The sequence below is a fragment of the SAR324 cluster bacterium genome (assembly GCA_015232315.1).
Taxonomy (GTDB): Bacteria; SAR324; SAR324; order SAR324; family NAC60-12; genus JADFZZ01.
In genome coordinates, this window is sequence record JADFZZ010000010.1 from 71046 (window position 1) to 84822 (window position 13777).

General features: G+C 45.8%; 11 protein-coding genes. 2 read left to right on the forward strand and 9 right to left on the reverse strand.

Annotated features, from left to right (window positions below; all coding sequences use genetic code 11):
* Positions 1 to 780, reverse strand: coding sequence for an SDR family oxidoreductase (locus tag HQM11_09385; protein ID MBF0351236.1), 780 nt, complete (start codon positions 778 to 780; stop codon positions 1 to 3).
* 64 nt (positions 781 to 844) lie between these two features.
* Between HQM11_09385 and folB the strand changes: the two genes are divergently transcribed.
* On the forward strand, positions 845 to 1216 hold the full coding sequence (folB, locus tag HQM11_09390; GenBank protein ID MBF0351237.1) for a dihydroneopterin aldolase: 372 nt from the start codon (positions 845 to 847) through the stop codon (positions 1214 to 1216).
* Here folB and psd read toward each other — a convergent pair.
* The 8 genes from psd to HQM11_09430 form a co-directional block, all read right to left on the reverse strand.
* Positions 1206 to 2066 carry a phosphatidylserine decarboxylase gene (gene psd / locus HQM11_09395; GenBank protein MBF0351238.1) on the reverse strand — a complete coding sequence of 287 codons (861 nt, stop codon included), beginning with the start codon at positions 2064 to 2066 and terminating at the stop codon, positions 1206 to 1208. The two genes, folB and psd, sit on opposite strands and share 11 nt — an antisense overlap.
* Before the next feature lie 5 nt (positions 2067 to 2071).
* On the reverse strand, positions 2072 to 3883 hold the full coding sequence (gene ftsH, locus HQM11_09400; protein ID MBF0351239.1) for an ATP-dependent zinc metalloprotease FtsH: 1812 nt from the start codon (positions 3881 to 3883) through the stop codon (positions 2072 to 2074).
* A gap of 282 nt (positions 3884 to 4165) precedes the next feature.
* Positions 4166 to 5014: an indole-3-glycerol-phosphate synthase gene (locus HQM11_09405; GenBank protein ID MBF0351240.1), complete on the reverse strand. Its 849-nt coding sequence runs from the start codon at positions 5012 to 5014 to the stop codon at positions 4166 to 4168.
* A 20-nt stretch (positions 5015 to 5034) separates the two neighbouring features.
* Positions 5035 to 5406, reverse strand: a complete 372-nt coding sequence (locus tag HQM11_09410) for a response regulator (protein MBF0351241.1) — start codon at positions 5404 to 5406, stop codon at positions 5035 to 5037.
* A gap of 394 nt (positions 5407 to 5800) precedes the next feature.
* On the reverse strand, positions 5801 to 6850 hold the full coding sequence (locus tag HQM11_09415) for a hypothetical protein (protein ID MBF0351242.1): 1050 nt from the start codon (positions 6848 to 6850) through the stop codon (positions 5801 to 5803).
* A 399-nt stretch (positions 6851 to 7249) separates the two neighbouring features.
* Positions 7250 to 8149, reverse strand: coding sequence for an ROK family protein (locus HQM11_09420; protein ID MBF0351243.1), 900 nt, complete (start codon positions 8147 to 8149; stop codon positions 7250 to 7252).
* A 21-nt stretch (positions 8150 to 8170) separates the two neighbouring features.
* Positions 8171 to 9946, reverse strand: a complete 1776-nt coding sequence (locus tag HQM11_09425) for a DHH family phosphoesterase (GenBank protein MBF0351244.1) — start codon at positions 9944 to 9946, stop codon at positions 8171 to 8173.
* Between the two features lie 5 nt (positions 9947 to 9951).
* Positions 9952 to 12222 carry a PAS domain S-box protein gene (locus tag HQM11_09430; protein ID MBF0351245.1) on the reverse strand — a complete coding sequence of 757 codons (2271 nt, stop codon included), beginning with the start codon at positions 12220 to 12222 and terminating at the stop codon, positions 9952 to 9954.
* 295 nt (positions 12223 to 12517) lie between these two features.
* Between HQM11_09430 and HQM11_09435 the strand changes: the two genes are divergently transcribed.
* The gene (locus HQM11_09435; GenBank protein ID MBF0351246.1) at positions 12518 to 13777 is read left to right on the forward strand and encodes a 6-phosphofructokinase; all 1260 of its coding nucleotides are present in this window, start codon (positions 12518 to 12520) and stop codon (positions 13775 to 13777) included.

The following is a 13777-nucleotide window of genomic DNA, read 5'->3' on the forward strand; positions in this document are numbered from 1 at the left end:
CTAATTTGCCATGATCGAATAACCGCAATCCACATAAATCACTTGTCCAGTGATTGCGGTTGCCAGATCACTGCACAGAAATGCAGTGGTATTGGCAACTTCCTGTTGCCGGGTTGTCCTGTTGAGCGCTGAGTGTTCTCCAGCGACTTTCAACATTTCACCAAAATTTTTAATTCCTGAGGCCGACAGCGTTTTGATGGCACCGGCTGAAATAGCGTTCACCCTGATTTGATCAGGACCAAGTTCTCGAGCCAGGTATCGGACGGATGATTCAAGAGCCGCTTTGGCTGGACCCATCACATTGTAATGCGGAACAGCCAGTTTGGCACCAATATAACTCATGGTGACAATACTTCCACCCGTTTCACGCATCAAGGGGGCCAATCCTGAGGCCAGCGGCAACAGCGAAAACGCACTGATTTCCATGGCTTTCAGAAATCCTTGCCGACTGGTTTGTGAAAAAGGTTTGCCCAAATCATTACTATCGGCAAACGCCAGGCTGTGTACAATAAAATCCAGAGAACCCCAGGTTTCTTTCAGGGTATCATTCAATTGCTGAATATCCGCATCCTGAGCCATATCACAGGAACAGATGATTCTTGCGTTGATTTTTTCTCCAAGCTCACGGACATTGGCCTCAAAACGTCCTTTACTTTCTGGAAGATAGGTCAGCGCTATTTCCGCTCCCAGTTGATGGAGCGTTTGTGCGACAGACCAGGCAATACTGCGCTGATTACCAACGCCCAGGATGACTCCTTTTTTTCCGGAAAAATCAATCATGGCTTTTCTTTCAAGTTGAAGGTTAAAAGTTTTTGCTCAATTAAAACAATTTTCATGAGCGGTTATGGCAATCACCATTAAACTCCGGAACATGATTTTCTTTGCTTATCATGGAGCTTTTCCGGAAGAGAATACTCTTGGACAAAGGTTTGAAATTGATTTGGAATATGTTTTTTTTGGACAAGAAGCCATCGCTTCCGATCAATTGAAGGATACGATTTCTTATGTGGATATTTATCAGATCATTCGGGAAACCATTGAACAACAGCAGTTCCGGTTACTTGAAAAACTGGGCGATACCATTATGGATGAAATTTATCAGGCATTTCCCCGGATTCAGCGCATCCAGATCAGAATCAGAAAACCTTCCGCCCCCATCCCGGGAGTCCTCGATCATGTGGAAATTGAAATGAACCGGGAAAAGTCTATTGTTTGAAAAATCCCAGCACATTGCCCATTCGAACTGTTTTTCCGATATAGACATTGTCCCACTTGATCTGGTCCCGTTTGTAAAGACAGACAACGGTGGAGCCCATCTCAAAGAGGCCGAGTTCTTCGCCGCGTCGAACAGGATAGGGATCATTCAGTTTCCATGACCCGGGTGATACTCCGGGTGTGTTTGACTCAACCTCAGAATACCGCACTTTAATTTTACCGACAATGGTTGCTCCCACTTTGACCAGTGCGCATTCGCCAGACTTCATCTGAATGTAGGAAATGATCCGTTCATTGCGCGCAAACAAGCCTGGAATATGCTTGACGCCCACGGCGCTGACGGTCCAGAGTGCTCCGGGAATATAAGTGAAATGAAGGATCTCACCATCAGCCATACTGTGAATTCGATGATAATTATGGGGTGCCAGATAAATGGTCATGAATTTGCCACCCTCATATTCACTGGCTTTTTCATGATCATTCAACAGATCCGACAAGGTGTAGGAAATGCCTTTGGCCTGAAGGAGAATCCCTTGCACAATGTCTCCGTATTCACCAATGGTTCCATCCACGGGTGATATCAGTGCATCCCTTCGTGGATCAATGGTTCTGGCATCCGGTTTGAGTTGTCTGGTAAAAAACTCATTAAAGGTCCGGTATTCTTCCACGCCCTTGATGTATTCGCTCATATCAATTTTGAAGGCCCTGATGAAGGCCCTGATCAGAAATTGCAGCATCCGTGGGGGGAGTTCCAGATTGGCAATGGTGCCGCATAAACGACTGAACAGATTTTTGGGCAGCAACCAGAGCAGATAGTAGGACAGTGGGCGTAGTTTAAATTCAGAATTCATGGGGATTATACTGGCTTCAGAGTGGTGATGTCACGTCCCAGCATGTCGAGAATGCGGGAACCGTCAATGGTTTCTTCCTCCATCAGAATTTTGGCAATCTGATGCATGGTTTCAAGATTATCCTGCAAGAGTTGTTTCGCTTTCTGATAATGGAAATTGATCATTTGCCGCATTTCACGGTCAATTTTAACAGCGGTGTCTTCGCTATATTCCCGTTCTTTGCCAATATCCCGTCCCAATACATGATGCTGTTCCTCAGTTTCCATCACAATTGGCCCCAGAGATTCACTCATCCCCCAACGACAGATCATATTGCGTATGGTGTCGGTGGCTTGCTGGATGTCATTGCTGGCACCCGTGGTCAAGGCATCAAAAATGATTTCTTCCGCGGCTCGTCCACCAAGAGAAATGGTGATTTTATTGGACAGGTATTCCACATCATAAGACCGATGGTCCGATTCCGGAAGAAACGATGTGATACCTAGCGCACGTCCCCGTGGTACAACCGTGACTTTATGAACCGGGTCTGTTTTCGGTAACAATGCTGAAACCAGGGCATGACCGGCTTCATGATAGGCGGTACTCAATTTTTCTGCTTCAGACATGACCATGGATCGACGTTCAGGGCCCATCAGGATTTTGTCACGTGCCCAGTCAAAATCCTCCCGGGTGACAGAACTTTTATTATGGCGTGCGGCCCCAAGCGCGGCTTCATTCACCAGATTTTTTAAATCAGCTCCAGAAAAGCCGGGTGTGCCCTTGGCAACAACGCTGAAATCCACAGTGTCAGCCAGAACCACTTTTTGCGCATGGACTTTCAAAATTGCTTCCCGTCCCCGGATATCAGGCAGGGGAACACTCACCTGTCTGTCAAACCGACCTGGACGGAGCAGGGCTGGATCAAGGACATCCGGACGGTTGGTGGACGCAATAATAATAATCCCTTCTGAGGTATCAAAGCCATCCATTTCCACCAGCAACTGGTTCAAGGTTTGTTCACGTTCATCATTACTGCTACCCAGACCACTTCCCCGGTGTCGGCCCACAGCATCAATCTCATCAATAAACAGAATGCAGGGCGCATTGCGTCGGCCTTCGTCAAACAGGTCTCGAACCCGACTTGCTCCTACGCCCACAAACATTTCAACAAAATCCGATCCACTGATACTGAAAAAAGGAACTTCGGCCTCACCTGAAACGGCTTTGGCCAACATGGTTTTTCCTGTTCCGGGAGGTCCTGACATCAGCACCCCTTTGGGAATGCGGCCACCCAGTTTACGGAATTTTGCGGGATCTCTGAGAAATTCAATGATTTCGACGAGTTCTTCCTTGGATTCATCAACACCAGCCACATCCTTGAAGGTGATTTGATGCTGATTGGGATCAACACGCTGTGCCTTGTTGCGACCCAGAGAAAAAATTTTTCCAGCGCCCCCCTGCATCCGTCTCATGAGGAAAAACCAGATGGCAAATATCAGCAGGAATGGACCCCATTGGATCAATAGATTGATATACCAGGGAGGACCCATATCCGGGATATAATTGACCTGAATCTGTTGTTCCATCAACTGGTCAATCAGTCCGGGATAATTTGCCGGAACCTGAGCCATATAGGGTGTGCCATCATTGAGGATGCCCTGTACAATAGAATCCCCATTGATTTCCGCATTCATGACATGACCTGTTTTCAGTTGATTCAGAAAATCACTGTATGCCAGTTCCCGTATGTTATTGGGAACAGATCCACTGAACAGGTTCACAAGGAGAACAGCCATGATCAGGATGACTAAACCAATCAACAAGTTTTCATTTTTCATGAGACTATCTATCAAGAGTGTGTGTCAGAAAGGCCGAGGCCTTCAGGAATGGGTCATCTTTCCATTACTTTTTAATTCATGCAAGACTGTATTTTTAATAAAATCGTCTCATATTGTTGATTTTCGGGGAAAATTCGCATTTCCCTTAAAATAAGGCTGGAACCAGAGTGTCATTCAACAACCCCGATGGGTAGACTCATGAGTGTACGGACGAGGGCAATTTAAAGAGAAAGCCGTATAGAAAATATTTTTTGCACAGGCAGGGGAATTGGAAAAACAGGTTCAGGCTTTGAATCCGGCCTGTTTGAGTTCCTGTAAAAAATGAACCCGGTCCGGTGCGCTCATAACAGAATTTCCGATCAGAACCGCGTCAAAGGGTAATTCGGCAATTCGGCGCATATCTTCCGGCCTGCTGATACAACTGGCACTGATCAGAACCTTATGTTCCTGAGCTTTCCACTCTCTCAATTCCTGATATTTTTCCCACCAGTTGAGACTTACATCGACACTGCCTTCATGATACTGACGAGTGGGGTTTGCCGGAATAGACGCAATGGGACGGTTATTGATCAACAGGATGTCTGGATTCACACTCAACGCTCTTGGAAGCTCGCTTTCCAACGAACATTCAACGACTGCGTCCAGTCCAAGATCCTGGCAGGTTTTGATCATGGTTTTCAAGGCGGATTCATTGAAATAATACACAAGGATCAACGCGGCATTAGCGCCTCTCAAACAGCCTTCTTCAAGTTGACAGGGATCAATAATAAATTCTTTATGCAATAGCGGGAGCGTTGTGAGAGACCTTGCCTGATCCATGACTTCAAGAGAGCCACCAAAATAATGTCCGTCTGTCAGGACAGAAATGGCATTTACACCGGCAAGAGTATAGTCCTTGATCACTTGACCAACATCAAGAGTCTCAACATTTTGACGACCCGGTGCTTTGGTTTTTACTTCCGCAATCAATGATAAACCTTGATCTGTGTGGCGTTCCAGCGATTTTTTGAATGAAATTTGAGCAGGACGTTGTTCAAGGGCGGTCTGTGAGAATAAATGGGACATGGAACTTTTCTTTTCAGCAATCTCCTGCTGTTTGATGGCTTTCATCTGGTCAAGAAATGTTTCCATGAATTGAATTCCAGGCGAGATCACTGGGGGTTGAGAAGATTCCTGATGATTTTGATCAAATCTGATATTAAAAATGGTTTTGACAAACAATGGACTGCTCCGAATTCTTCGGCCATTTTCAGCACAGTCTCTTTGGTCATGATGCCGCCGCCGGTAATGGCGATGATTTTAGAGTCAGGATTGACAGACAATAATTCCAGCATCACTTCAAAACCTTCTTTTTCAGGCATGAAAATATCCGTGATAACAAGGTCAAACGTTTGCCTGGTGTATAAGCGTTCAGCCTCTTTTCCGTTTGCGGTAATAGTAACCTGATAACCGGCATTGACCAAGGCTTCCTGCATCATAAACCGGATATTTTCTTCGTCATCAATCACAAGGATGTGTTGCATTTTATTTTTGGGGCAAAGTTTATAAAAATTGGTGCGTTCATAGCAGATGTCAATGTCTCACACAAGTGATTCATTGGATTTAAAAAAACAAATTTTTCACTTTATTTTCTTAAAAGACCTGTGCTAAGACTCCGCCAGTAACAAGGTCTGTCACACAGACCTGTAAGCGCCAGGCGCTTTTGTGATCCGGGAACATATTCAATTTGCCATAACACAAGACTCATTGGAAAAGTAATTTTTCAGGGACATCGTCCTTGCAGTCAACAGTAACGGTAGGGGGGAATATTTTCAAAAACAGGTATCACGCCGAAGGATGATGTTCAACGAACATCGGAATTCACTATGCAAGCAATCGCCTTCTGTTGAAAATGCGACGGAAGGCGCCTGATTATCCCTAAAACGAATACCCGCCTGTTAAAGTTATTCCGGTTGCGGTAGCCATCCTTTCATCCAGTAAATCCTTGAACGATGTCTGATCCATTGCCAGTGTCACACTGGAACTGTCTGTTGGAACAAATTTGACAGAGGCGCCCCAGCCACCTGTTTTTTCTTCAGGGCTGTTCACCACCGTAAAGCCTCCCGTCACAGCATATACCTGACTACCGCCCCAGACAAAGCCACTGAAGGTCCAACTTCCGGTATACCATGACAACGCTTCTTTCAAGGAAATCCAGGTGTCCTCATCCAGACCTGAATCGCTTCCGAGCATGATATAGTTGAGTTGTGTTTCAGAATAAAGGTATGCGTCAAAAAAGCTCAAGCCCAGGGTTGGCGTGATCTGAGTAACTGTGAAATCCACAGTTTCTGTGGTTTGAATCAACACAGGCTCCAGCAATCGGGGTTGTCCCGCGGGGCCAGGTTGCTGTGCTGGCGGTGGTGTGTTGGGAGGTGGAAGTGGATTTGTAGTTGTCGTTGTAGTGCTGGTTCCTGTTGTTCCGCTTGTGGTTGTCCCTGAGGTTGTGGCTGTAGTAGCGCTGGTGGTCACCTCAAAATTGGGATAGACACTCTGATAAACATCGACCCCGAAGTTCCATTGGAGGGGGACATAATAATTGGCACCTGTGAATAACACATACCCACCATCGGTAGCGTCATGGGATGTGTCAATGTAATGCGCTCCAACCCTGATTTTAACAGAATTGATGCCATAATTGTTATAGGCAAAGGAATAATCTGTTTGAGTCAGATCGTCCTGAGCATATTCAACACCACCGACTGTAACCGGGAGATTGGACTGGCTGTAATAATCGACAGCGCCTTCAAAAACATTATTAAGTCCTTGCCCCACATAAAGATAAACTCCGGTCTGAATTGCCGAGTCTTTTAACAGAGAATTATCAAAGGTCATGGAACTCACATAAGCCGTTGCGCTTATGGCGGTATTACTTTGGGCAAAACCACTGAGGGGAATCAAAAACATTGCTAATAACAGATAAATTTTCATTAAAACCTCAATTAAAAATATTACGATTTAATAAAATTAGGCACCTTTCATTTTCCTGTTTACAGTTTGTCCTCTCGACGAAGGAGAGATCCGGTTAGCCACGCGTTAAGATCCCTCGTCGCTCGTACCTCGCTCTGTCGGGATGACACAGGCAAACTGTAAAGTACTTTTGACTGATTTTGAAAGGTGCCTAAAATTATTGCTGGAATTCGCTCTCTATCAGTTCATTAAGCATAGCACAAGCAATAATATCAGGGTTGTTTAATTTTCAGTTTGGCATGGTGGGTAGGTTGGGTAGGGCCTTAGTGAAACCCAACAAAACTCGAGGGGTTTCGCTAAGGCTCTACCCATCCTACGCATCCTTTTTGGGAAAATTAAACGACCCTGCATTAATATTAATCATAGAGTGTTTCCCGCCAGCAATGCCGCCCCGTAAACACCGCTTGAATCGCCCAGTTCATTCTTGACAATGGGGGTCTGTAATTCAGGATTAAACAATTGCGCCGCCGTTTGCCTCACGCCGTCACTGTAAAGAACCTCAAGATTGGAAATACCTCCACCGATCACGATAATGTTCGGATCTAAGGTGTCGATCAGATTGGCCATTGCTCTGCCAAAATAAAACATGGTTTCCTGAATCACTTTGGTGGCGGCCTGGTCGGTGTGGTGTTCATACGACTCATAGATTTCCCGCACATTTTTAAAAAACCCGGTTTTTTCCTGATATCGATGCTGGATTCCAGTTCCTGAAAGATAAAGTTCCATGCAACCTTTTTGTCCGCACCAGCAGGATGGCCCATCCACATTGATACTCGAATGTCCCCATTCGCCTGCAATGCCATGCTGTCCTTTCCAGAGTTTTCCTTCATAGATGATGCCTCCACCCATCCCGGTTCCCATGATCACACCAGCCACCATGGTATGGTTTTTACCTGCTCCCAGCAAGGCTTCACTCAAGGCAAAACAATTGGCGTCATTTTCGATGGTCACAGGACTGTTAACGAGTTTTTCCAGATCTTTTTTGAGGGGCTTTCCAATCAGACACTGAGTATTGGCGTTACGGACCAGTCCGGTTTGGGGAAACAAGGACCCCGGAATTCCCATACCAATCACAGGCGGTTCGTCACACATATTCTGAAACTCTGACACAAGTTCAGCAATTTGTTCGATAATGAATACATATCCGCGTTCCTGTTGTGTTGGAACCCGGCGGCGACGAACCTCTTGAAGAACATTTTCTTCAGTCAGAATAACTTCTGTCTTGGTTCCTCCCAGATCTATTCCAATTCTTCGGCTCATGTTGACCTTTTTCAAATCAGGTTAAGAGGTGAATGATACGTTGTTAATAGACGATAAGGTCTTGATGCGCAACTGTAAATGTTCTTTTCGCAGATACACATTTTTGGCCATTTCAAAAACACAGTTGATGGCGTCTCCAGATTGACAATGCACTGGATCATGTTCATGTTCCAGTGCATTGAACCAGATGGCCTTAAACCTGAAAGAACTCCCTGAAAGCAAGAGTGATAAATGAACTTTGGGATTTCCCACCGGGTAAAGTGATTCCACCACAAATTCACCTTCAAACAAGGGCGATTCAAATTCCCGACCAAAAGGCTGCAATTGCTGAAGTTCATTCAATGTGGCAAAATTGATTTGTGCATGAGACAACTTGCCATCGGTCCAGATCATCGGTTCAGGCGGTTGTGTCATTTGTCGACGGACTGCCATTTCAAACTTTTCTGAAAACAGCTCCAGATTGGCGGATTCCAGACTGAAACCTGCCGCACCCCGGTGCCCACCAAACTTGTAAAAAAAACCGGGAGATTCCTCTTCGATCCATTGCAGGGCATTTTTCACATGAACCCCGGGAATGCTCCGGACAGAAGCGCTGAGCAGGTTGTCTTTCATCGGACTAAGCACCACAGTGGGTCGACCATACAACTCAAGCAATCTTGACGCGACAATCCCCTGAACACCAAGGTGGAACCCCGGATGAAATACGCACAGAGAGTGTGTATGCTTTTCCAAGGCGGCAACGGCCTGTTTCTTTGCTACGGACAGCATGCTTTTTTCAGTGTATCGACGGTCTTTATTATCATTTTCCAGAATATCCAGAAAATGATTGGCGTCATTCAAATCCGGTGCTGTTAAAAAGCGGTATGCCGCAAAGGGGTCTGCCATGCGCCCCCTGGCATTGATCCTTGGACCAATCAGAAAGCCAAGGTCTTCCGGCATGAAGGGTTCCTCAGGTTTCAATCTGTTTTTCAGGGATTGCCAGCATGGTCGTTGGAGTTGATTTATCTGCTTCAGTCCTGCCAGCACCACAGATCGATTGACTGGCGTACACATTGAAACCGCGTCAGCCATTGTGCCGAGGCTCACAAAATCCAGATAACCTGTCAATTTGGGCGCGTCTGCATTCAGACTGCCAAGTGTGATCAATTCATTACGAATCTGACAAAATAAAAGAAACATCACCATGCAACCCGCAATGGTTTTATCAGGGTATAGACAATCCTCCTGTTGGGGATTGACGGTCGCAAAGGCAGATTGGGGAACACCCTGCTGTGGAATGGCATGATGGTCTGTAACGATCACCTGAATTCCAGCTTGTCGCAATCGAGCAATCCGTGGTTCATCGGATGATCCGCAATCGGCTGTGATGATCCATTGTGGCGGTTCAGGATGAGCGAGTATCCGCTCAACCAGTCCATCGCTGAGACCATACCCTTCTGTCAGTCGATGCCCAATCCAGATGCTCAACAGTGATGATGGATAGCCCATATTTTTGGTTAAAATCATCGAACTCAACGTCCCGCTGGTAACGCCATCGACATCATAATCAAACAACAGTCCGATTCGCTTTTGATCCCGTATGGCCCGGGCCATGCGTTCCGCGGCAAACGCGCAGTTTTTTAACAGATCCGGAGAAGCCAGAATTTTAAGGGTTGGATTCAATAATGATGCTATCGGGCCTGAATAATCCTGGATCCTTGCCGCAAGAATTCTTGATTGAATGGGCGATAAATTATATTTTTTGAGTGACTCCAGAGCTTCAGGGTCGAAGGTTCGTGATTTAATGACAGGAAACATGATTTTCAGGATTTTTCAGATTCAGACTGAGAATGATGCATGAGCTGAAAAATGGTTTCAGACAGTTTCTGCATCGTGAACGGTTTTTGTAGAAAGGCACTGATCCCATGTTCTTTCAGGGATTGTTCTTCAATGGCATAACTGAAGCCCGTCATCAGGATCACAGGCATCGTCAGCTTCATGGCGTGAATCTGACGAGCCAGTTCAAGTCCTGTGATTTGCGGCATTGTCTGGTCTGTCAGAACCAGATCAAACCGGTCAGGATTTCGGCGAATCCAGTCGATTGCCTCTTCGCCGTTGTCGGTACACGTCACAACATACCCCAGCCGTTGCAGAATGGAATGGGTCATTTCCCGAATAGAAAGTTCATCGTCTATCAACAGAATATGTCCGATCCCTGTAACAGGTACAACTTCCTGTTCGGATGTCTGTGGTTGCGTTTCGCTGACGGATAGCACAGGAAAAAATAAATAAAAGGAAGTTCCTTTTCCCATTTCACTTTCAATCTGGATCCCGCCACCCAGTTTTTTTATAATTCCAAGAACAACCGAAAGCCCAAGTCCAGTGCCTTGCCCAACCGGTTTGGTGGTAAAGAAGGGGTCAAAAATCCGATCCAGATATTCACGTGGAATCCCTGTCCCTGTATCCGTAATGGTGAGTTTAAGATATTGGCCCGCCAGCAGATTGAGCTGGAGAGCCTCCTCAAGCGCCAATGAAATTTCGGACAATTCAATGGTCAGGGTTCCGCCTTGTTCCCGCATGGCATATTCCGCATTCACACTCAGATTCAATATCACCTGATGCAATTGGGTCGGATCGGCGAAAATCATATAACTGGTATTGGCGATGTTTGATTTGATTTCAATGGTGCTTGGCAGACTGGAACGCAAAAAAACCGTGATTTCCTTCAACAGAATACGAATATCCATAGGAATTTTGGCGGCATCCTGCTGACGGCTGAATGTCAGAATCTGACGGATCAGTTCTTTGGCTCGTATGCCAGCCTTTGTGGCCTGCTGTAAATAGGGGAGGATTTCATGATCTTCTTCCAGAAATTCCTGACTAAGCTCAATATTTCCCAAAATGGCAAACAGAAGATTATTGAAATCATGTGCGATCCCTCCGGCCATTGTGCCCAGGGCCTCCATTTTCTGGGATTGACGAAGCTGATTTTCGAGCTTCAATTTTTCCGCTTCCGCTTGTATCCGGTAAGTGATGTCAAGGACGGATGCCACCCGGAGATCCTGATCTTTCCAGTTGGTGTTTTTTCCGATAATTTCAGCCGGAAACGTTGTTCCATCTTTTCTCAAAAGAATGGCTTCATAGGATTCAGAAGATCTGAGCGCAATATTATGGTTCAAGGTATCAATGCTTTGTGGCGCGACCAGTTTCAGATAGGAAGTTTCAATCAGTTCATGGCGTTCATACCCCAACATCCGGCAAAACGTTGTATTCACATCAATGATAATTCCGTTGCTGTGCAGAATGATGCCTTCATGGGTTAACTCTGAAAGTCTGGTGTAGCGTTCCTCACTTTCCCGAAGGGCGGCTTCCGTTTGTTTCAGATCAGTGATGTCATGTACAATTCCGACAAATTGTCGTTGTTCATCCCCCCAAATTTCGGCCACCGAGAGACGAATCGGGAATTCATCTCCATTGATTCTGAGTCCCATGGCTTCTTTACCCAGTCCGATAACTCTGGGTCGGCCTGTTATTAAGTAGTGCTTGAACGAACTTTCATGGGTTTCCTGAAATCTGGGGGGCATAAGAATTTTGACATGTTGTCCCAATAATGTTTTTTCAGAGTAACCAAAAAGTCGTAAGGCCGCCGGATTAACGGATTTGATGTAGCCTTGATCATCAATGGTCACAATCCCATCCGGTGCGGTATTGAAGATCGAGCGGAATCTTGCTTCGCTGCTACGTAATTCCTGCTCCATGAGGATCTGCTTCGTAATATCACGGCCTATGGCATAAATCTGACGTTCCTGTGTGTGGAGGGAAAAATTCCAGGAAAACCAGAAAATAGTGCCATCTTTTCCTGTCAAACGGTTATTGAAGCATTGCGTGCCTTCATCCCGATCAAACAGCAGGTTGAGTTCCCACAGTGTCATGGGTCTGTCATCCACATGAACACAGTCAATGAAGGGCCTCAAGTGAAGTTCATCCATTGCCCGGTTCAGGGTTTGACACCAGGAATCGTTCCATTGTGTAATATTGCCATCCACATTGATGACACACATCAAATCCCGGGAAATATTAAAAAATTGATCCATCTCAATCTCAAAGGAGAACAATAAACGGTTGTGTTTATCATGTTAAATACAGGTTCAGAAAAAAACTAATGTAAGAATTGATGAAACTCAAATCAAACCTCATCCGGATCTTATTCAGAATGATCTAAACCTCCGGAAAATCCACAAATTGCTCAGTGTGATCTCCTGTCGAAAGGCCTGTAGATTGATGTTGAAAGAATGCTTGTATTATTCGTTTAATTCAGTAGGATGCGCCCTTTGGCTCATGAGCTTGATATCATAATATGATTGAAACAACACATTTTGTGAGACGGCTATGAAAAAAGGTAATGCGGTTTATGCACAATCAGGTGGAGTTACCAGCGTCATCAATGCGTCAGCCTTTGGTGTGATTACCGAAGCCATGCAATCTGAATGGATTGAAACCATTTATGGCGGTTTTCAGGGGATCAATGGAATTCTGGATGAATCCCTGGTAAATCTGGGGGAGGAAGATCTCGAGATGATTCAGTTGCTACGCTACAGCCCGGGAGCCGCATTGGGATCCTGCCGAAAAAAATTGCCTGACATGCATAAAAACAGAACCGAATATGAACGCATTATCCAGGTTTGCGAAGCTCACAATATCCGCTATTTTTTTTATAACGGTGGGAATGATTCCATGGACACTGCCTGGAAAATCAGTCAGTTTGCGGAAGAGATGGGCTATGACATGATTTGTGTGGGAGTTCCCAAAACAGTGGACAATGATCTGCCCGTCACGGACAATTCCCCGGGCTTTGGTTCCGCGGCCAAATACAACGCTGTCTCCATTCTGGAAGGCGCCTATGATGTGGCTTCGATGTATCGTGATTCCACCAAGGTGTTTGTTCTTGAAACCATGGGACGACATGCCGGATGGATCGCGGCCTCAACGACGCTCGCCCGAAAAAATCCGGATGATCCGCCCCATATCGTGCTGTTGCCTGAAACAATGTTTAACCTTGATAAATTTCTGGTAAAAGTAGAAACCGCCATTGCCCGTCATGGCTATGCTGTGATCGCTGTCTCAGAAGGGTTACGCAACGAAGATGGTAGCTTTGTCGCTGAAACCGGCACAACAGATTCTTTTGGCCATGCCCAGCTTGGTGGTGTGGTGCATGCCATTCAATCGATGCTCAAGCGTTTTCTTAAATTAAAAACACATGGAGCCATGCTGGATTATTGCCAGCGATCAGGACGTCATCTGTCTTCCAGAGTTGATGTGGAACAGGCGATTGCCTGTGGACAACATGCGGTTCGACTGGCGGAACAAGGTCAGAATGGCCAGATGGTTACGATTGTCAGAGAAAGCAATGACCCCTATCGCTGGACTGTTGGCCAAACAAGTGCAAGCAATATTGCCAATCACGAAAAAATCATGCCCGCAGAATATATTTCTGAAGATGGCATGGATGTGACTCAAGCTTTCTATCAGTATGCCAGACCTCTGATCTCGGGCGAAGATTATCCGGCATATTTACACGGCATTCCACAATATAGCCGCTTGTCTTTGAATCTGGTTGACAGGAAACTGCCGCCCTTTGTCAAGTCCTGA